This window comes from Kitasatospora sp. NPDC054768, assembly GCF_053612025.1.
In genome coordinates, this window is record NZ_JBSHBN010000107.1 from 13,917 (window position 1) to 32,899 (window position 18,983).

Here is an 18,983-nt window from a genome sequence, read left to right on the forward strand (position 1 = left end):
TCAGCCCTCCCGGCGCTCGAAGCGCCACCACTGGGCCGGGGCGTCGACGTCCTCGCTCTGGTGGACGTCGGCCTCCGGGGCGTCACCCGCCGTCAGGGGCTTGCCGCTGATGAAACTGGTGACCGTGTAGGTGCCCGGGGCGTCCACGTGGGCCTCCAGCAGCCACTCCTGGGCACCGAAGGCGTTGGCCGACCACTGCTGGATCCGGACGCCGTCGTCCGTCGAGGCGCCGGTGACGTCCAGGCGCTTGCCGCTGCCGGCGTTCTCGATGTGGAACAGCGCGCCGCCCGGGTGGACGGCGGCGAGGCGCCAGAGCTGGGCGTCACTGCCGTCGTCCGCGCCGAGGACGATCCGGGCACCGCTGCGCCGGGAGGCGTCGGCGACCTGCAGCAGCAGGCCGCTCCCGACGTTGCGGACCAGGTAGTTGCCGTCGGTGATCTCGGAGTCCGTCACGGTCGAAGTCTGCCACCGGGCACCGACAGGGGCCCGCGTACGGCCCGGGCGGGCCGGGGCGCGGAGGAGTTTCCGCCGGACCGGCTCCGCCCCCTATGCTGCGGCGAATGTCCACCGAGCAGATACCGTCGCACCGTCAACAGCCCACCTTCTCCGAAGCCGTGGCCGCCCTGGAGGCCGTGGTCGCGGCCGGGGACGACGAGCGGTTCGGGCCCGCCCTCGGGCTGGTCGGCGGGCTGTTCGGCACGGCCGACCCGGCGGAGCAGGCAGCTGCCGGTCCCCGGCTGGCCGCCCTGCTGCCGGACGCCCCGCCGTTCCCCCGGGCGCACCTGGCCATGGTGGTGGGCGCCTGCGTGGAGCACGGCGCCGACCCGGTCGCCTGCTCCGGCCCGGTGCTGGCCGGACTGCGCGGGGCGCTGACCGGCGCGCAGCTGCTGGTGCGGCGCTGGGTCTCCACCGGCGGTGGCCCGCTGCCCGGCGCGGAGGAGGACGATCCGGCCGAGGCGCACGAGCGGATCGCCGACCCGGCGCACCTGGACGAGTGGCACGCCCACCTGGCCGTGGTCGCCTGGTGGACGCTGCACCTGTGGCAGCAGGCGGCCTGGGCGGTGTACGCGCACCCGGAGGTCCGGGCCGAGGCCCGCGCCTCGGGCGTGACCGAGGTGATCCTGGAGCTGTTCGACCGCTACCAGGGCGAGCAGCACGACTTCAAGGGCCTGGTCCACCTGGCGCTGATGCTGGACGACGAGCCGCTGCTGGTGCTCGACCGCCCCACCGGCACCGGCTACCTGCTGCGGATGAGCGGCCTGAGCGACACCTTCCAGCTGCACACCCTGCTCGCCGACGTGCTGATCGGCGGCGGTCACCTGCCCGGCACCCCGCAGGACCGGGAGGTGGTGGCACTGGCCCGGACGGCGTTCCTGGACGGCCGCCGGGTGGTCGCCACCGGCGCCTTCAACCTGGTCGCCCCGGACGGCTCCTGGGTGTGGAACGAGGGGACGCCGAGCGACATCCCGGTGGTGGACGGCGTGCGCACCCTGGTGCTGGAGCCGCTGCCGTACGAGCGGAGCTGGTCGGCCGGGCGGTTCATCCAGGAGGTCCCGGGCGACCTGCGGCTGGAGCGGGTGCTCGACCCGGCGGAGGCCGCCCGCCGGCTGGCCGCCACGGTGCCGGGGCAGACGCCCGCGGAGGCGTTCCGGTAGGAGGCCCGGCGGCGCTCCGGTGGACGGCGCTGTCGGCGCTGCCGGCGCTGCCGGCGCTCCGGCGGGAGGCCCCGGCGGCCCCGTTCGTTCACCGGGTTATGGTCGGAAAACGACACAGCCCCCCACGAGTGGAGTCGACGATGGCGAAGGTCCCGAACGTGTTCACGGCCGCCGCGCCCGCCGCGCTGACCGCGGCGAGCGGTCTGGTCGGCGGTTACGGCGTCGCCCGGTGGAGCGGCCGGCGCGAACTGGGCGGCGCGGTGCTGGCGGTGGCCGGTGCCGGGGCCGCCGCGCAGTGGCGCCGCAGCGCGGGTGCGGGCACCGCGGCGGCGCTGACCGGCCTGTACGTGGCGGCCTTCGGCGGCTCGCACCCACTGGCGAAGCGGATCGGCGCCTGGCCGTCCGTCTTCGCCGTCACCGGTGTGGTCGCGGCGGCCACCACGGCCGCCACGGCGCTCGCCGCCCGCCGGAAGTAGCCGACCACCGGACGGTCACCCCGCGGTGAACCGGGCCTCGAAGGCGGCCCGGTTCGCCGAGACCGGCGAGCGGTCCCAGACCGCGAACACCACCTGATCGAAGGCCGCCCCGTACCGGGCCAGCGCCCCCTCGAAGGCCTCGGCGACCTGCGCCGGGTCGTTGCGGAACACCCCGCAGCCCCAGGCCCCGAGCACCAGCGCGCGCACCTCGTGCCGGGCCGCCGCCGCGAGCACCCGCACGGCCCGCTCGGCGAGCACGCCCCGGACGTCCGCACCGGCCGAACGCCGTTCCAGCTGCCCGGCGTTGGGCGCGGGCGAGGTCAGGAAGGTGACGGGGTACGGCTGCGCCAGCAGCTCTCCGCGCCCGTCCCGGATCACCGGCACCGCCGGCGAGACGACCACCCGGTGGCTGTACCGGAGGTCGGTGGAGGCCCGGTGCGCCTCGTAGTAGTCCGGCGCCTCCAGCAGGCAGCTGTACAGCAGCGCGCTGCGGCACAGGTCCTCCTCCTGGGCGCGGGCGCCGCGCAGGTAGCCGCCGCCGGGGTTGCGCGCGGAGGCGAAGTTCAGCACCCCGACCGGCCCCGCCCCGGCCCCGACCAGTCGGCGGGCGGCCTGGATGCTGCCCTCGGCCGTCACCTCGATCCGTCCGGCCGCCGGCCCCGGCCCGCGGTCGCCCGCCGCCAGCAGCGCGTCCAGCCGCTCCGGCGCGTAGGACACCGTGCCGGCCCGCGCCGCCCCCAACTCCTCCCCCACCTGCACGAGTTCGCCCCCGGCCGTCCGGTAGCTCCCCCGCTCGGCGATCTCCTCGTTCACGCGCGCCACATCGTGCAGTCTGCTGCTCATGGCCGCGACGCTACGGGACCGCAGCGCCCGCGCGCCACAGGTTATTCTCACTCCCAGAACAACATCCCGGGGGCCGGCGCGGGGGAACGCGAGGCAGCCGGGGAAACACGAAGGGCCCGCTCCGGGGGACGGAGCGGGCCCTTCGTACGTTCAGCCGGGCCGGCGGTCGACTACCGCCGGTGCGGCGTCAGTTCTTCCAGCGCGGCTTGCGGTCGTCGCGGTCGAAACCGCCCGGGCGACGGTCCTCGCGGTCACGGCCGGCACCGAAGCCGCCGCGGTCACGGTTGAAGCCACCGCGGTCGGACTGCGGACGGCCGCCGGAGCGGTGGTCGTCGCGGCGCGCGAACGGACGGCTGCTGCCGCCGCGCTCGTCGCGGTCACGGCCGAAGGCCGGGCGGTCGCCGAAGGAACGGGCCGGACGGTCGCCGAAGGAGCGGCCGCCGCGGTCGTCGCGGTCACGGTTGAAGCCGCCGCCACGGTTGTCACGGTCACCGAAGCCACCGGAACGGCCACCGCGGTCGTCACGGTTGAAGCCGCCGGAACGACCGCCACGGTCGTCGCGGTCACGGCCGAACGCCGGACGCTCGTTGCGCGCCTCGCGGTACGCCGGGGTGCGCTCCTCGGCCACCGGGGCGGCGGTCTCGACGACGGTCTCCGAAGCCTCGACGGACTCGGCCTCGGCGGCCGGCTCCTCGTCCTCGATGCCCAGCTCGGCCCGCTCGCGCGCCGCACGGGCGGACAGGCGGTCGGCCTCCTCGCGCAGCTCGGTGGCGCGGCGCTGCGCGCGCTCCAGCTGGCGGGTCATGTCGGCGAGCTCGCGCTCGGCGGCACCGGCGATGTTGGCGGCGCTCTCGGCCTGGACCTCGGTCAGCGAACGGGCGCCGGTGATCTTGGCGACCTCCGCGTCGAAGGCGTGGTCCAGGATGTGGCGGCTGGCGTCGACGCCCGCGTCCTCCATCAGGCGGAAGACGCCGCGGCGCTGGTGCGGCAGCACCAGGGTGACGACGGCGCCGGAGCGGCCGGCACGGGCGGTGCGGCCGGAGCGGTGCAGGTAGTCCTTGTGGTCGCCGGCCGGGTCCACGTTGAGGACCAGGTCGATGCCGTCGACGTGGATGCCACGGGCGGCGACGTCGGTGGCGACGACGACGTTGACGTAGCCGTCCTTGAAGTCGCCGAGGACGCGGGTACGGGCGCCCTGGGTCATGCCGCCGTGCAGCGCGTCGGCCTTCACGCCGGCCTCGATGAGCTGCTCGGCGACGCGGTCGGCGCCCATCTGGGTGCGGACGAAGATGATCGTGCGGCCCTTGCGGGCGGCGATCGCGTTGGTGATCGGCGCCTTGTCCTTGGGCTTCACCACGAGGATGTGGTGGGTCATGGTGGTGACCGCACCGGCCGACGGGTCGACCTCGTGGGTGACCGGGTTCTTCAGGTAGCGCTTGACCAGGGTGTCGATCTCGTTCTCCAGGGTGGCGGAGAACAGCAGGCGCTGGCCGCCGCTCGGCACCTGGTCGAGGATCTCGGTGACCTCGGGCAGGAAGCCCATGTCGGCCATCTGGTCGGCCTCGTCGAGCACGACGGTCCGGACGTCGGCCAGCTTGGCGCTGCCACGGTTCAGCAGGTCGCGCAGACGGCCGGGGGTGGCGACCAGGACGTCGACGCCGCGCTCCAGCGCGTAGATCTGGTTCGACATCGAGGTACCGCCGCAGACGACCTTGAGCTTGAGGCCGAGCACCGAGCCGAACGGCTCCAGGGCGTCGGCGACCTGCATGGCCAGCTCGCGGGTCGGGACGAGGATCAGGCCGCGCGGGTGCTTGGGCTTGGTGCGCTCGCCGTCGGCGAGGCGGGTCAGCAGCGGCAGGCCGAAGCTCAGGGTCTTGCCGGAGCCGGTGCGGCCACGGCCCAGCACGTCCTTGCCGGCCAGGGCGTCCGGGATGGTCGCGGCCTGGATCGGGAACGGGGTGGTGACACCGCGCTTGGCGAGGGCACGCACGACGTCGTCGTGCAGGCCCAGGTCGCCGAAGGTGATGGTGGGCTCGGCGGCCGCCTCCTCGGTGGCCTCCTCGGCCTCGGCGATCACCTCGTCCGCGGTGGTGTCGATGGTGTCGTCGGAGTCGGTGACATCGGCGGCGGCCTCGTTCGCGGGCATGGCGAAGCGGGCGTCGTCAACGAGAGACATGCAAAACCTTCCGGAAGTGGCACGCGCCAAAGTCCGGGGTTCTGTTTCACAACCGCCTCTATGCGGTCAGCCACGGATCGCCGGAACGCGCCAAGGGCGCCAGATGGGAATAGGGCGCCAGTCAAATGGATCAAACGAACGATCTACCACCATAGACGAACCTGGGGATCGGAGGCAAATGCCCTGCTCAATCCACTAATGCCCGGCCGCGCGCGGGCTCGGTGCCGAGGAACCGGAGCTGCCGGAGGACGGGTCCGGGGCCGGCGGGACGGTCGCGGCGGGCGAGCTGTGCTCCGGTGCGGGCGTGCCGGACGGGCGGCTGCTCGGGGTGGTCGTGGGCCCCCCGGCCGAGCCGCCGCCGGACCTGCCGTCCCCGGTGCCGCCCGCCCCGCCGGTACCGCCGGAGCCCGCCGCGCCGCCGGAGCCGCCCACTCCACCGCCCGGGTGCGGAACGGGACTTGTGTTCGTACCGCCCGCCGAACCACCGCCCGGACCACCGTCGGGAGCGCCCGCCCCCGGCACCGGGACCACCCCGGCCACCGCGCCGTTCGCCCCCGGGACCGCCTCGCCGGGCACCGTCGACGCGGCCCCGTTCGACCCACCGTCGCCCTGGAGGCCCCCCGACCGCTCGGGGTGCCCCGAGGCCCCGCCCGGGCGCCCCGAGCCCGGCGAGGCCGAGGGCCCGCCCGTCGCCCCCGGCCGGACCGCCGGCCCGGCCTGCCCGACCGGCGCCACGCCGTGCTTCTCCTCCGCCGCCGGACCCACCGACATGCACCCGGTCAGCCCGAGCCCGGCCACCGTCAGCAGCGCCGCCGCCCGCACCGCGCGCGAGCACGGGACCGCCGCCACCCGCCCCGGAGCCGGACGCGCCGCGGCCAGCCGCACCCGCACCGCCCGTACCGCCCGCACCGTCCGCACCGTCCGCGCCGCCCGCACCGAAGCCACTGAGGTCCCTCTCTACCGCCCCACCCGGGCCGCCCACTCGCGCGCGGCCGCTTTCGGTGCCCAACGCGCGCCCGGCCCGGCGGGACACGGGCAGCGCGCAAGCTCGCCCGGCGGGGCCGGCGCCCAGGGGCCCGCCCCGGGGCCGTCCAGGGCCGTCCCGGGGCCGCTCAGGGCTCGTCCGGCGCCCCTCCGGCGCCTCTCCGGTGTCCGCGCTCAGCCCCAGAGCGCCGAGGCCAGCTCCGCGCCCCCGTAGACCGCGGCCAGCCCGGCCAGCACGCTGCCGGCCACGTTGGCCAGCGCGTACCGCCCGGCGCCGGTCCCGGACAGCCGCAGGGTCTCGTACGAGAAGGTCGAATAGGTGGTCAGCGCCCCGCAGAGCCCCGTCCCCAGCAGCAGCTGGACCTTCGAGGAGGCCGCGCCCGCCGCCACCGCGCCGGTCACCAGCCCGAGGATCAGGCAGCCGACCACGTTCACCGTGAACGTCCCCCACGGGAACACCGAGTCGTGCCGGGACTGCACCGCCCGGTCGGTCAGGTACCGCAGCGGCGCGCCGACCACCGCGCCCGCCGCCACCAGCAGCCAGTTCACTCCGCCGCCTCCCCCGGGCCCGCTTCCCGGCCCGGCCCCCGGCCCGACCCCTCCTCCGCCCCGCGCCCCGCGTAGGTGACCACCTCGCAGCGGTCCAGCAGCACCAGCCCCTCCGCCACCATCCCGTCCAGCTGCGGCAGGAACGCCCGCACCCGCTCCTCCTCGTCCACGATCACCACCGCCACCGGCAGGTCCTCGCTCAGTGACAGCAGCCGCGTGGTGTGCACCAGCGACGAGGCCCCGAACCCCTCGATGCCCCGGAACACGCTCGCCCCGGCCAGCCCGGCCTCCCGGGCCCGGTGCACGATCTCGCTGTACAGCGGTCGGTGGTGCCAGCGGTCGCTCTCCCCGATCAGCACGGTCAGCCGCAGCGCCGGCCCGCCCAGTCGGCTCATCGCGCACCCCCGGCCCGCTCCGCGGCGCCCCGCCCGGCCCCGCGGCGGACGACCCGGTGGATCAGACGCCGGGTCAGCCCGGCCGCCGCCCACACCGCGAGCAGCGCGCCCACCAGGGTCAGCCCCAGGTACGCCAGGGCGGGCCCGGTCCGGCCGCCCTCCAGCAGGCGGCGGATGTCCACCGCGTACGTCGAGAAGGTGGTGAACCCGCCCAGCACGCCGGTGCCGAAGAACGGCCGCACCAGCGGATGCGCCTGGCGCCCCTCGGTGATCACCACCAGGAACACCCCGATCACCGCGCAGCCGACCACGTTGACCAGCAACGTCGTCCAGGGGAAGGCCGTCGGGCCGGTCTGCCAGCCGAGCCCGGCCGCGTACCGCGCGGACGCGCCGATCGCCCCGCCCGCCGCGACCACCGCCACCGCCCGCCCCTGCCCGCGCAGCACCGGCGGCCGGCCGGGCCGGCGGGCCCGCGCCGCGGCGCCGTCCACGGTGCCGCCCGCGGTGCCGCCCGCGGTGCCGCCCGCGGCGTCGTCCACGGCGCCCTCCGAGGTCGTCATAGCCCCATCAAACACCGGGCTCCGCCACCTGGCACACCGTCATCCGACACCGGACAATGATCCGGTGGAGATGACCCGGGAAGAGTTCGAGACGCTGGTCGGCGACGCCCTCGACCAGATCCCCCCGCACCTCGCGGCCATGATGGACAACGTCGCGGTCTTCGTCGAGGACGAGCCCGACCCGAGCGACCCGGAGCTCCTCGGGCTCTACGAGGGCACCCCGCTCACCGAGCGCGGCGAGTGGTACGCGGGCGTCCTGCCCGACCGCATCCTGATCTACCGCGGCCCCACCCTGCGCCACTGCGAGACCCGCGAGCAGGTGGTCGAGGAGGTCCGCACCACCGTCATCCACGAGGTCGCCCACCACTTCGGTTTCGACGACCACGAACTCGACGAACTCGGCTGGTCCTGACCCCCGGCCACCGGCCCCACCCACCCCGCACCCCCACCCGGGCGAAACCCGTTTTGGCGATCCGCCCTGCATCCCATATGCTTCTCGACGTCCCCGAACGCTGGAAACAGCGGGACAGGCCGCAAGCCCTCATCGTCTAGTGGCCCAGGACGCCGCCCTTTCAAGGCGGTAGCACGGGTTCGAATCCCGTTGGGGGCACGCAGTACCGTAGTAAAGTGCAGTGCGCAAGACCGCAAGACCCTGAGTGGTTCGCCACTTCTAGGTCCCGTGGAGCAGTTGGTTAGCTCGCCACCCTGTCAAGGTGGAGGTCGCGGGTTCAAGTCCCGTCGGGATCGCTCGTCTCGCAAGAGACGGTGCAGTACGGCCAGGTAGCTCAGTTGGTACGAGCGTCCGCCTGAAAAGCGGAAGGTCGCCGGTTCGACCCCGGCCCTGGCCACAACCGGGAAGCCCCCGTAGCGAATTCGCTACGGGGGCTTCGTCGTTCCGCCGCCGCGCCGGCCGACTACACGAAGACCTCGATCCCGCACCCGGCCGCGCCGCTGCGCCGGATGCGGGCGTCACTGGTGACCAGCGGCACACCGAGGGTCTCGGCGAGTGCCACGTACTGGGCGTCATGGGCGCTGATGTTGTGGTTGAGCTCCCGAACCCGCTGCCAGAGGATCAGCGTCTCGTGCTTGGTGACGGCGAGCGAGCGGTAGTCGGCGATCGCCTTCTCCGCCTCCTTCCCGGTGAGCTTCCCTCCCCGAACCATTCCGAACAGGGCCGAGACGATCTCGTCGCCGAGCCAGACCCGCTGTCCGCGAGCGCGTCCAGTTCGCGGAGCCGGGCGCGTACGGCGTGGCCGACCGGGCTGTGGTCGGTGAGCACTCGGACCAGGGCCGAGCAGTCCACGACGACGGTGGATGTCACCGGCGCTCTCGGCCCTCGTCGATGGCCGAGAGGATGTCGGCCGTGCTGACCTCGGTTCGGGTCTCCCGGTCGAGCCTGGTCATCATCTCGGCGAGCGACGGGGTGGCCGCCTCGCGGGTGACGAGGTCGAGCAGGTAGGCCTGGAGGCTCTTTCCGGCCCGCGCGGCCTTCAGCTTGAGGGTGTCCAGGATCGGGTCCGGGACCTCGCGAAGGGTGATGGCTGGCATGCCTGCATTTAGCTGCATCAGCTGCACAATGCTGGCGATCCCTCGGGACGACCCCCGGTTCCCCCTGGAGGGGGAGGGGGACCCGTCCGCGGGACGATCCGGCGGACGGGGGCGGCGCGGGACCGTGGACGGCATGGAGACGACACGGGACACGGGCTGGAACCGGGCGGTGCGGGGAGCCGGGTACGCGGCGGCGGGGTGGGCCGTGGCCTTCGCGCTGGTGCATCTGTACTGGCTGGCGGACGGACGGCTGGGGCTGCCGGACGGGCGGTCGGTGTGGAGCAGCACGCCGCTGCTGGTGATCGACGTGATCGCGATCCCGTTGTGCGCGGTGGCCGCCGCGGTGGCGCTGGCGCCGCTGCGGCGGTGGGGCGCACGGGTGCCGGCCCGGCTGCTGGGCACGGCGCTGTGGGGCACCACCGCGCTGCTGGTGCTGCACGCCGCGCCGTCCGTGCCGGACTGGATCGCGCTGGCCGCCGGCAGCCGATCGGGGGCCGAACTGGACGCGATGGCCCGGTTCGCGACCTTCGGCTACGAGCCGTTCTTCCTGGCCGGCGGCCTGCTGTTCGCCGCCGCCTCGCTCGGTCACCGGGCGCCCGGCCGGTCGGCCGTGGTGAGCCGGTCAGCGGCTCGGTGAGCCGGTCAGCCGGTCAGCCGGGCGGTGAGCCAGTCGGCGGTGGCGGGGAGCCAGTCCGGCAGGGCGGTGCCGAGCAGGTGGTTGCCGTGCGGCACGAGCAGCAGTTCGGCGTTCGGGGCGTGCTCGGCGAGGTGGGTGGCGGCGGTGACGCCCGGGATGCGGTCCTCGCCGCCCTCGACCACCAGCAGCGGGACGGTGATCGCCGGCGCGAGGGCGGTCAGGTCGATCCGCTCGGCGAAGGCGCGGGCCGCCTGGTACCCGCCGCAGCGCTGCGCCAGGGTCGCGGTGACGAACGGGACCAGGCCCTCCCAGTCCAGCCGGTACGGGCCGCTGACCATGGCGGCGGCGCGCAGCCGCGGCTCGTGGGCGGCGGCCACGGCCGCGTAGTGGCCGCCCAGGCTGAGGCCGATCACGGCGGTCCGGTCCGGGTCCAGCCCCGCACGGCCGGCCAGCGCGTCGAGGGCGCGGCCGACCACCCGGTGGTACTCCGGCTCCGGCGCGCTGCCGGCGGCCAGCACGCCCTGCCCGGGCCCGTCGACGGCGAGCACCGCGACGCCCCGGGCGAGCAGGGCGTCGGCGACCGCGTGGAACTCCTCCTTGCCCGAGTCCATCCCCGGCACCACCAGGACCACCGGGGCCCGGCCGCCGCTCCCGTCGGCCGCCCCGCCGGCCGCCGGGCGGCGCAGCCAGCCCGCGAAGCCCTCGCCCTCGACCCGCTCCGCCCCCGGGTCGAGCAGGGCCAGCGCCCGCCGCATCGCCTCGTCGGCCTCCGCGGCGGCCTGGGCCGCGGCCGCCCGGTCGGGGTGCGGGAGCAGCCCGGCGAAGTGGTACCAGCGGGCGGCGCTCCGGTACCGCTCGCCGGCGGTGACGGTGCGGCCCTCGGCGGCGGCCCGCTCCGCCGCCCCGGCGTGCCGGTGGCCGGCCGCCCGGCAGGCGGCCGGCCAGTCGTGCGGGGAGGTCAGCGGGGCGGTGACCCGGGCGTACTCGTACGGGTCCAGGCCGGCGCCGTGGGCGCGCGGCCGGTTCTCCTCGACGAAGGCGGGCAGCAGGCCGGGGGTGTCGAGGAAGGAGAGGTCGGGCACGGCGGGGGTTCCCTTCGAAGTCGTTCGCATCGTGCGCATCATTCGCATCGTTCGGAGCGGGTGTCGGGCGGGCATCGGGCGGGCGTCAGGCGAGGGTCAGGACGGCCTTGCCGCGGATCCGGCGCTCGCGCAGGTCGGTGAGCACGGCGGCGGTCTCCGCCCAGGGCGCGACCCGGCCGAGCTCCGGGGTCAGCCGCCCCTCCCGGGTGAGGCGCACCAGGGTGGCCAGGTCGGCGCCGTCCGGGACGTCCGAGTCCGCGTAGTGGAAGTGCCGGACGACCGCCGACTCCGGGCCCGCGAAGAAGTCGAAGAAGTCGAGCGTGACGGGCGTCCGGGAGGCCTGGCCGAACCAGATCAGGGTGCCGCGCCGGGCCAGCCGGGCCAGCGCGAGCGGCAGCGCGGCGCCGCCGGTGGACTCCAGCACCAGGTCGTACGGCCCGCGCGCCTCGCCCGGCTCGTGGACCACCTCGGCCGCTCCCAGCTCGACCAGCCGCCGGCCGCGCTCCGGGGAGGCGGTGACGGCGGTCAGCTCGGCCCCGGCCGCGGCGGCCAGCTCGGTGACGTAGTGCCCGACGCCCCCGGAGGCCCCGGTGAGCAGCACCCGCCGTCCGGCCAGCGGCCCCGCCGCCCGGAGCAGCCGCAGCGCGGTGAGGCCGGCCAGCGGCAGCGCGGCGGCCCGTACGGTGTCCAGGCCGTCGGGCAGTTCGGCGAGGGAGGAGGTCGGGACGCACACGTACTCGGCCCACCCGGCGGCGGGCGGATGCCCGACCACCCGGCGGCAGACGGCCGGGCCCGACCCGTCGGCGGCGGCCTGCACCACCAGTCCGGCCACGTCCTTCCCGGGCCGCCACCCGGCCCGGGGCGCCTCCAGCTGGAAGGTCTCGCCCCGGTTCACCGAGAACGCCTCCACCTTCACCAGCGCCTCCCCGGGCCCCGGCCGCGGCTGTTCCACCTCCGCGAACCGCACCGGCTCCGCCGCCCGCCCCGTCGCCACCAGCGCCTTCATCCCCACTCCTCCGTCGGCCACTCCCTCACCCCACCGCGCACCGCCCCGGCCGGTCCAACAACCGCGGGACGACGGCGACAACCACCGGTTGTCCGGCCAGGAGCGACGGGCCTTGGACGGCACCACGCGGCACGGCGGAGCGAAGCGCCCGGCCGCGGGGCGGCGACGACCCACCCGACCGCGCCGCGACCGCGGCCGCGGCCGCGGCGGGTGCCCCGCGGGAGTTCGGGGGCAGGCCCTAAGGTGCCCGGGTGGATCTGGATCTGGCGCAGGTGCGGGCGTTCGTCGTGGCGGCCGAGGAGTTGCACTTCGGGCGGGCGGCCGGGCGGTTGGGGATCAGCCAGCAGGGGCTGTCGAAGCGGGTGGCGCGGCTGGAGGCGGTGCTGGGGGTGCGGCTGCTGGACCGGGACGCGCGCGGGGTGGGGCTGACGGGGGCGGGGCTGCGGTTCCTGGAGCCGGCCCGGCGGGCGCTGACGCAGGGGGAGCGGGCGGTGGCGGCCGCGGGGTGCGCGGCGCGGCCGCTGCGGATCGACGTGTGGGGGCACCTGTACGCCCCGATGCGTACGCTCGCACAGGCGGTGGACGCGGCGCCGGGGCTGCAGGTGGAGCCGGTGCCCGGCCGGGACCTGCCGTCCGTCGCGGCGGCCGTGCTGCGCGGGGAGTCGGACGCCGGGTTCGGCCGGGTGCACCGGCTGCCGGGCGGCGGGGGCGAGTTGACGCACCGGCTGGTCCGGCTGGAGCCGGTGGACGTCCTGCTGAGCACCGGCCATCCGCTGGCCGGCCGGGACGTCCTGCGCCCGGGCGACCTGCGGGACAGTGTGCTGCGCTACCCGGCGGCGGTGGACCGGCTGGACTTCCTGACCCGCTTCGCCGAGCGCTTCGGGATCGCCCGCCGGGTCGGCTCGACCAACCTGGGCCTGGAGCATTTCGTGGACCAGGTCCGTGCCGACCCGGCGTGCTTCTCCCTCGTCCCCGCCGACGGCCCGCCGCCCGGGCGCCCGGGTGTCCGCACCGTCCCACTGGCGGACCCGACCCCGCTCTACGCCTGGTCGCTCCTCTGGCGCACCGGTCCCGGCACCGACCCGCACCCCCGACTGGACGACCTGCTGCGGGCGTTCACCACCGGGGCTGCCCGCAACCGGTGGCTGGAGTACGACCCGGCCCGCGACTGGCTCCCGGACGCCGACCAGGCCGCGCTCCGCCCGTGACGGGCGCCCCGACCGCCCCGATCACCCCGGCCACCCGCCGCCACCCCGACGGCCCCGGCGGCCCCGACGGCCACCGGCTCAGGACGTCCGGAGCCAGGTGTCCTTGACGCGCTCCACCGAGCCGTCCGCCGCGTAGTAGGTGACGGTCGCCGCGTCGGTGCCGGGCTTCGCCAGGATGCCGTAGTAGCGGAACGGGGAGTCCCCGACCACGACCGGCACCGCCTCGGTGGTGCCGCCGCTCTTCCAGGCGACCACGACCTTCGTGATGTCGGCCTGGACCCCCTCGATCACCACCGGCGGGACGCCCGCGCCGTCGTTGAGGCCGAGCGACGAGCCGCCGACGGCGCCCGGGAACCCGCCCGGGGCGGAGACCGCGTGCAGGGTGTCGTCCGCCTGCCGCTTGCCGTCCACGGTGTAGTAGTAGTTCACCCTGTCGATGCGCGTGTCCCAGTTGATGTCGATGTCCTTCTGGGTGACCGGCTTCACCGCCGGGTTGGCCGCGTGCCGCTCCGCCTGGATCATCCGGGCCTGCTGGGCGAAGTCCTCCTTGCCGGGGACGGCCGGCCACAGCGCGGTCCAGGCCTGCCAGGTGTGGCCGTTCGCGCTGCCTTCGGCGACCTTGACCCGGACGGGGTTGAACGGGTCCCGGGCGGTGGGCGCGCCCGTGGTGCTCACCGCGGTGGCCGAGGCCGCGGCCGAGGCCGCCACCACGGTCGAGACGGCCTGCCGGCCGCGCTCGCCGAGCACCGCCGTGCCTCCGGCGACGCCGGCGACCAGCACCGCCGCCACCCCGGCGGTCAGCAGCCGCCGGTGCCGCAGTCGCCGCCGGCCGCCGGCGACCAGCCGGTCGTACGGGACCGTCCCGGTCTCGACGCTCCCGGCCAGTTCGCCCAGGACCCGCACGGCCGCCGTCTCGTCTCCGGTCGCCGTGTTCCCGGGCAGGAACTCGTTGCTCATCTTGCCCCTCCGATGCTGGTCAGTCCGATGAGTGAGGAGGCCCCGCGGAGCTTGGCCAGGCCTCTGGCCGCCTGGCTCTTGACCGTGCCGACCGAGCAGCCCATCGCCACCGCGGTCTGGGTCTCGCTGAGGTCCTCCCAGTACCGCAGCACCACGGCCTGGCGCTGGCGCGGCGGCAGGGTGCCGAGTGCGGCGAGCAGCACGGCCCGGTCGTCCGGGTCGGCGCCGGCCGGTGCGGGCCGGTCCGGGAACTCGGTGACCGGGTACTCGACCAGCCGCCGCCGGAACCGTCTGGCGTGCTCGTTGATCACGATCCGGCGCACATAGGCGTACGGGTCGTCCGCGGCACGCACCCGGTTCCACGCCGCGTACGCCCGCTCCAGCGCCTGCTGGACCAGGTCCTCGGCGCCGTGCCGGTCCCCCGCGAGCAGGAACGCCGTCCTGAGCAGCCGTGACCACGCACTGCCGACGAACGTCCGGAACTCCTCGTCCCGGGCGGTCTTGTGGGCTCCCATGAGCACCTCCTCAACCTCCCGGAGCCCGGGACGGCCTCGGACCGTTGCCTGCCGTTCGCGATTCGCCGCCGACGGCTGTGACACTGGAGGGGCTCGAAAACCGAGGTGCGCTCCGCCGTGCCTCCTTGCGAACCTAGAGGGATGCCCGCAGTGAGTTCTCCCGCAGTCCAGTCCGCCACCGTACCCGCCGAGGGCCCCGGAATCGGCGGGCTGGCCGCCCGTCTGCCCGAGCTGACCCTGCGCGACCAGGTGCGGATCGGGCGCCGGCTGGAGGGGGCCCGTCGGGTCCGCAAGCCCGAGGCCCGGCAGAAGGTCGCCGCCGAGATCGCCGCCGAGATCGACCGCGCCGAGGCGGTCGTCGAGCGGCGCCGGCGCGCCGTCCCGAGGATCGGCTATCCCGCCGAGCTCCCGGTCAGCCAGAAGAAGGACGAGATCCTGGCGGCGATCCGGGACCACCAGGTGGTGATCGTCGCGGGCGAGACCGGCTCCGGCAAGACGACCCAGATCCCGAAGATCTGTCTGGAGCTCGGTCGTGGCGTGCGCGGCCTGGTCGGCCACACCCAGCCGCGCCGGATCGCCGCCCGCACGGTGGCCGAGCGGGTCGCGGAGGAGCTGGACAGCCCGCTCGGCGAGGCGGTCGGCTGGAAGGTCCGGTTCACCGACCAGGTCGGCCAGGACACCCTGGTCAAGCTGATGACGGACGGCATCCTGCTCGCGGAGATCCAGACCGACCGCGACCTGCACCAGTACGACACTCTGATCATCGACGAGGCGCACGAGCGCAGCCTCAACATCGACTTCATCCTCGGCTACGTCAAGCAGCTGCTCCCCCGCCGCCCGGACCTCAAGGTCGTGATCACCTCCGCGACCATCGACCCGGAGCGCTTCGCCCGGCACTTCGGCGACGCCCCGATCATCGAGGTCTCCGGCCGCACCTACCCGGTCGAGGTCCGCTACCGGCCGATCGTCGACGAGGCCGACGACGAGGCGGACGAGGCCGACCGCGACCGGGACCAGGTCCAGGCGATCTGCGACGCCGCCGAGGAGCTCCAGGCCGAGGGCCCGGGCGACATCCTGGTCTTCCTCTCCGGCGAGCGCGAGATCCGCGACACCGCGGACGCCCTCGGGAAGCTGAAGCTGAAGAACACCGAGATCCTGCCGCTGTACGCGCGGCTCAGTTCGGCCGAGCAGCACAAGGTCTTCCAGCGCTCCCGCAGCCGCCGGATCGTGCTGGCCACCAACGTGGCCGAGACCTCGCTGACCGTCCCCGGCATCAAGTACGTGATCGACCCGGGCAGCGCCCGGATCTCCCGCTACAGCCACCGCACCAAGGTGCAGCGGCTGCCGATCGAGGCGATCAGCCAGGCCAGCGCCAACCAGCGCAAGGGCCGCTGCGGCCGCACCTCGGACGGCATCTGCATCCGGCTCTACTCGGAGGAGGACTTCCTCTCCCGCCCCGAGTTCACCGACGCCGAGATCCTGCGCACCAACCTGGCCTCGGTGATCCTCCAGATGACGGCGGCCGGCCTCGGCGACATCGCCGCCTTCCCGTTCCTGGACCCGCCGGACTCGCGCAACATCAAGGACGGCGTCGCCCTGCTGCACGAGCTGGGCGCGCTCGACCCGGAGGAGAAGGACCCGCGCAAGCGCCTGACCCAGCTGGGCCGCAAGCTCGCCCAGCTCCCGGTGGACCCGCGGATGGCCCGCATGGTGCTGGAGGCGGACCGCAACGGCTGCGTCCGCGACGTCATGGTGATCGCCGCCGCGCTCTCCATCCAGGACCCGCGCGAGCGCCCGGCCGAGAAGCGCCAGGCCGCCGACGAGCGGCACAAGCGGTTCAACTCGGAGACCTCCGACTTCCTCTCCTACCTGGCGATGTGGCGCTACGTCCGGGAGCAGCAGAGCGAGCTCTCCTCCTCGGCGTTCCGCCGGATGTGCAAGGCGGAGTTCCTCAACTACCTGCGGATACGGGAGTGGCAGGACATCTACGTCCAGCTGCGCACCGTCGCCAAGCAGTTGGGCGTGACGATCGAGGAGCCGCACCCCACGGGACAAGAGGGCGAGCCGGACGCCGACCGGATCCACCAGTCGCTGCTGGCCGGCCTGCTCTCCCACATCGGTCTGTTCGACGTGGAGAAGCGCGAGTACGGCGGTGCGCGCGGCGCCCGCTTCGCGGTGTTCCCGGGCTCCGGCCTGTTCAAGAAGCCGCCGCGCTGGGTGATGTCGGCGGAGCTGGTGGAGACCTCCCGGCTCTGGGCGCGGATCAACGCGAAGATCGAGCCGGAGTGGGTCGAGCCGCTGGCCGGCCACCTGATCAAGCGCAGCCACAGCGAGCCGCACTGGGAGAAGAAGGCCGGCGCCGTCATGGCGTACGAGAAGGTGACCCTCTACGGGATGCCGGTCGTCGCCCAGCGCAAGGTCAACTACGGGAGGATCGACCCGGAGCTCTGTCGCGAGCTGTTCATCCGCAACGCGCTGGTCGAGGGCGACTGGGAGACCCACCACCGGTTCTTCGCGGAGAACCGCAAGCTGCTCGGCGAGGTCGAGGAGCTGGAGAACCGGGCCCGCCGCCGGGACATCCTGGTGGACGACCAGACCCTGTTCGACTTCTACGACGCCCGGCTGCCCGACGAGATCGTCTCCACCCGGCACTTCGACTCCTGGTGGAAGAAGGCCCGGCACGAGCAGCCGGACCTGCTGAACTTCGAGAAGTCGATGCTGATCAACGACGCCGCGGACGGCGTCACCGAGGCCGACTACCCGGACCACTGGCAGCAGGGCAAGCTCCGCTTCAAGCTGACCTACCAGTTCGAGCCGGGCAGCGACGCGGACGGCGTGACCGTGCACATCCCGCTGCCGGTGCTGAACCAGGTCACCGCGGAGGGCTTCGACTGGCAGATCCCCGGTCTGCGGGAGGAGCTGGTCACCGCGTACATCAAGTCGCTGCCGAAGGCGATCCGGCGCAACTTCGTTCCGGCGCCGGACTTCGCCAGGGCGGCGCTGCGCGCGGTGAAGGACCGCCAGGAGCCCCTGCTCCCGGCCCTGGAGCACGCCCTGAAGCGCCTGACGGCGGTCACCGTGCCCCCGGAGGCCTGGGACGACGACCGGGTGCCCGATCACCTCAAGGTGACCTTCCGGGTGGTGGACGGGCGCCGCAGGCTCGCCGAGTCCAAGGACCTGGAGGAGCTGCGGCTGAAGCTCAAGCCGAAGCTCAAGGAGACGCTCTCCTCGGCCGCTTCCGGCCAGGGCATCGAGCAGAGCGGGCTGACCGCCTGGCCGGCCTCGCTGCCGGTGCTCCAGCGCACCTTCGAGCAGCGTTCGCGCGGCCACTCGATGCGCGCCTACCCGGCCCTGGTGGACGAGGGCCCGTCGGTCGGCGTCAAGCTGTTCGACACCCCGGAGGCGCAGGCCCGGTCGATGTGGGAGGGGACGCGGCGGCTGCTGATGCTGACCACCACCTCCCCGGCCAAGTCCATCCAGGGCCGGCTGGGCAACCAGGCGAAGCTGGCGCTCTCGCACAGCCCGCACGGCTCGATCGGCGCCCTGTTCGAGGACGTCGTGGCCGCCGCGACGGACCGGCTGATGACCCTGGCCGGCGGGCCGGCCTGGGACGAGGCGGCCTTCGGCAAGCTGCACGACAAGGTGCGCGCGGACCTGTACGACCTGTCCGCGGACACCACGCTGAAGACGGCCACCGCGCTGATCGCCTTCCACAAGGCCTCGACCCGGCTGAAGTCGGTGAGCAGCCCGGTGCTGCTGAACGCGGTGAACGACGTCCGGCTGCACCTGGCCTCGCTGGTGCACCCGGGCTTCGTGACGGCCACCGGCTGGCAGCGGCTGCCGGACCTCAAGCGCTACCTGCTGGCGGTGGACCGTCGCCTGGAGGCGCTGCCCAACCACCCGCAGCGGGACGCCCAGCAGCTGCTGAAGGTGCAGCAGGTGCAGCAGGAGTACGGGGAGCTGCTGGCGGCGGTGCCGGCCGGGCACCAGCCGTCCGCGGAGGTGCGGGCGATCCGCTGGATGATCGAGGAGCTGCGGGTCAGCTTCTTCGCCCAGTCGCTGGGCACGCCGAGCCCGGTGTCGGAGAAGCGGATCACGAAGGCGATGGCGGCGGCGCGGGCGACGCTCTGACCCGGGTGGCCGTGTGAGCTGCGGTGGGCCTTCAGGAGCCAGTTCGACCTGGGGGCCCACCATGGGCTACAGTCTGTCTTGTTCGCAGCGCGGCAAGCGAGTGAACGAGATCAGGAAACACTCTGGTCCCGTGGAGCAGTTGGTTAGCTCGCCACCCTGTCAAGGTGGAGGTCGCGGGTTCAAGTCCCGTCGGGATCGCCGCAGTGCGAGAGGCCCCGAACCCTCACGTAGCCGGCGGGCCGGTGGGTTCCGCTGGGCCCC

Annotated in this window: 17 protein-coding genes, 4 tRNA genes and 1 pseudogene; 10 read left to right on the forward strand and 12 right to left on the reverse strand. The window is 74.5% G+C overall.

Annotation, left to right across the window (positions count from 1 at the left end; translation table 11 throughout):
• A pseudogene (locus ACWGKU_RS27270) lies at positions 1-459 on the reverse strand (RICIN domain-containing protein); the annotation flags it as partial.
• Between the two features lie 101 nt (positions 460-560).
• On the opposite strand from ACWGKU_RS27270, the gene ACWGKU_RS27275 reads away from it, so the two are divergent.
• Both ACWGKU_RS27275 and ACWGKU_RS27280 read left to right on the forward strand, forming a co-directional pair.
• The gene (locus tag ACWGKU_RS27275) at positions 561-1,655 is read left to right on the forward strand and encodes a hypothetical protein (protein ID WP_401044378.1); all 1,095 of its coding nucleotides are present in this window, start codon (positions 561-563) and stop codon (positions 1,653-1,655) included.
• A gap of 140 nt (positions 1,656-1,795) precedes the next feature.
• Positions 1,796-2,131, forward strand: coding sequence for a hypothetical protein (locus ACWGKU_RS27280; protein WP_452191599.1), 336 nt, complete (start codon positions 1,796-1,798; stop codon positions 2,129-2,131).
• A 15-nt stretch (positions 2,132-2,146) separates the two neighbouring features.
• Here ACWGKU_RS27280 and ACWGKU_RS27285 read toward each other — a convergent pair whose 3' ends face one another.
• From ACWGKU_RS27285 to crcB (ACWGKU_RS27305), 5 genes are all read right to left on the reverse strand, one after another.
• Complete coding sequence (locus ACWGKU_RS27285) at positions 2,147-2,974, reverse strand: TIGR02452 family protein (protein ID WP_452180337.1); 828 nt, start codon at positions 2,972-2,974, stop codon at positions 2,147-2,149.
• A 187-nt stretch (positions 2,975-3,161) separates the two neighbouring features.
• Positions 3,162-5,150 (reverse strand): DEAD/DEAH box helicase, encoded by a 1,989-nt coding sequence (locus ACWGKU_RS27290; RefSeq protein ID WP_452180338.1) that lies wholly within the window; start codon positions 5,148-5,150, stop codon positions 3,162-3,164.
• Positions 5,151-6,308: 1,158 nt separating this feature from the next.
• The gene (crcB, locus tag ACWGKU_RS27295; RefSeq protein WP_452180339.1) at positions 6,309-6,683 is read right to left on the reverse strand and encodes a fluoride efflux transporter CrcB; all 375 of its coding nucleotides are present in this window, start codon (positions 6,681-6,683) and stop codon (positions 6,309-6,311) included.
• Positions 6,680-7,078, reverse strand: a complete 399-nt coding sequence (locus tag ACWGKU_RS27300; protein WP_452180340.1) for a DUF190 domain-containing protein — start codon at positions 7,076-7,078, stop codon at positions 6,680-6,682. Before ACWGKU_RS27300 ends, crcB (ACWGKU_RS27295) begins: the two co-directional genes overlap by 4 nt.
• Positions 7,075-7,638 carry a fluoride efflux transporter CrcB gene (gene crcB, locus ACWGKU_RS27305; protein WP_452191601.1) on the reverse strand — a complete coding sequence of 188 codons (564 nt, stop codon included), beginning with the start codon at positions 7,636-7,638 and terminating at the stop codon, positions 7,075-7,077. Before crcB (ACWGKU_RS27305) ends, ACWGKU_RS27300 begins: the two co-directional genes overlap by 4 nt.
• A 70-nt stretch (positions 7,639-7,708) precedes the next feature.
• On the opposite strand from crcB (ACWGKU_RS27305), the gene ACWGKU_RS27310 reads away from it, so the two are divergent.
• The 4 genes from ACWGKU_RS27310 (at position 7,709) to ACWGKU_RS27325 (ending at position 8,486) form a co-directional block, all read left to right on the forward strand.
• Positions 7,709-8,050, forward strand: a complete 342-nt coding sequence (locus ACWGKU_RS27310; protein ID WP_359897958.1) for a metallopeptidase family protein — start codon at positions 7,709-7,711, stop codon at positions 8,048-8,050.
• 125 nt (positions 8,051-8,175) lie between these two features.
• A tRNA-Glu gene (locus tag ACWGKU_RS27315) sits at positions 8,176-8,248 on the forward strand.
• Between the two features lie 63 nt (positions 8,249-8,311).
• Positions 8,312-8,385 (forward strand) — tRNA-Asp (locus tag ACWGKU_RS27320).
• 27 nt (positions 8,386-8,412) lie between these two features.
• Positions 8,413-8,486, forward strand: a tRNA-Phe gene (locus ACWGKU_RS27325).
• Positions 8,487-8,552: 66 nt separating this feature from the next.
• Here the strand turns inward: ACWGKU_RS27325 and ACWGKU_RS27330 are convergent.
• Together ACWGKU_RS27330 and ACWGKU_RS27335 are read right to left on the reverse strand one after the other, a co-directional pair.
• Positions 8,553-8,801: a type II toxin-antitoxin system VapC family toxin gene (locus ACWGKU_RS27330; RefSeq protein WP_452180819.1), complete on the reverse strand. Its 249-nt coding sequence runs from the start codon at positions 8,799-8,801 to the stop codon at positions 8,553-8,555.
• A gap of 154 nt (positions 8,802-8,955) precedes the next feature.
• On the reverse strand, positions 8,956-9,186 hold the full coding sequence (locus tag ACWGKU_RS27335; protein ID WP_452180820.1) for a FitA-like ribbon-helix-helix domain-containing protein: 231 nt from the start codon (positions 9,184-9,186) through the stop codon (positions 8,956-8,958).
• A 133-nt stretch (positions 9,187-9,319) separates the two neighbouring features.
• Between ACWGKU_RS27335 and ACWGKU_RS27340 the strand changes: the two genes are divergently transcribed.
• Positions 9,320-9,823, forward strand: a complete 504-nt coding sequence (locus ACWGKU_RS27340; RefSeq protein WP_452180821.1) for a DUF3995 domain-containing protein — start codon at positions 9,320-9,322, stop codon at positions 9,821-9,823.
• Between the two features lie 5 nt (positions 9,824-9,828).
• Here the strand turns inward: ACWGKU_RS27340 and ACWGKU_RS27345 are convergent, their stop codons facing one another.
• Entirely contained in the window at positions 9,829-10,935 is a 1,107-nt protein-coding gene (locus ACWGKU_RS27345; RefSeq protein ID WP_452180822.1) for an alpha/beta hydrolase family protein, read from the reverse strand.
• Positions 10,936-10,990: 55 nt separating this feature from the next.
• The gene (locus tag ACWGKU_RS27350; protein ID WP_359897964.1) at positions 10,991-11,911 is read right to left on the reverse strand and encodes a zinc-binding dehydrogenase; all 921 of its coding nucleotides are present in this window, start codon (positions 11,909-11,911) and stop codon (positions 10,991-10,993) included.
• A 251-nt stretch (positions 11,912-12,162) separates the two neighbouring features.
• Here ACWGKU_RS27350 and ACWGKU_RS27355 point away from each other — a divergent pair, with 251 nt between their 5' ends.
• Positions 12,163-13,119, forward strand: a complete 957-nt coding sequence (locus ACWGKU_RS27355) for a LysR family transcriptional regulator (RefSeq protein WP_452180823.1) — start codon at positions 12,163-12,165, stop codon at positions 13,117-13,119.
• A gap of 78 nt (positions 13,120-13,197) precedes the next feature.
• Here ACWGKU_RS27355 and ACWGKU_RS27360 read toward each other — a convergent pair whose 3' ends face one another.
• Together ACWGKU_RS27360 and ACWGKU_RS27365 are read right to left on the reverse strand one after the other, a co-directional pair.
• Complete coding sequence (locus ACWGKU_RS27360) at positions 13,198-14,076, reverse strand: hypothetical protein (protein ID WP_401049243.1); 879 nt, start codon at positions 14,074-14,076, stop codon at positions 13,198-13,200.
• Entirely contained in the window at positions 14,073-14,591 is a 519-nt protein-coding gene (locus tag ACWGKU_RS27365; protein ID WP_359897967.1) for a SigE family RNA polymerase sigma factor, read from the reverse strand. The genes ACWGKU_RS27360 and ACWGKU_RS27365 overlap by 4 nt, the downstream gene beginning before the upstream one ends.
• Before the next feature lie 141 nt (positions 14,592-14,732).
• Between ACWGKU_RS27365 and hrpA the strand changes: the two genes are divergently transcribed.
• Positions 14,733-18,722, forward strand: coding sequence for an ATP-dependent RNA helicase HrpA (hrpA, locus tag ACWGKU_RS27370; RefSeq protein ID WP_401049241.1), 3,990 nt, complete (start codon positions 14,733-14,735; stop codon positions 18,720-18,722).
• A 124-nt stretch (positions 18,723-18,846) separates the two neighbouring features.
• Positions 18,847-18,920: transfer RNA gene (locus tag ACWGKU_RS27375), tRNA-Asp, on the forward strand.
• Positions 18,921-18,983 lie beyond the last annotated feature (63 nt).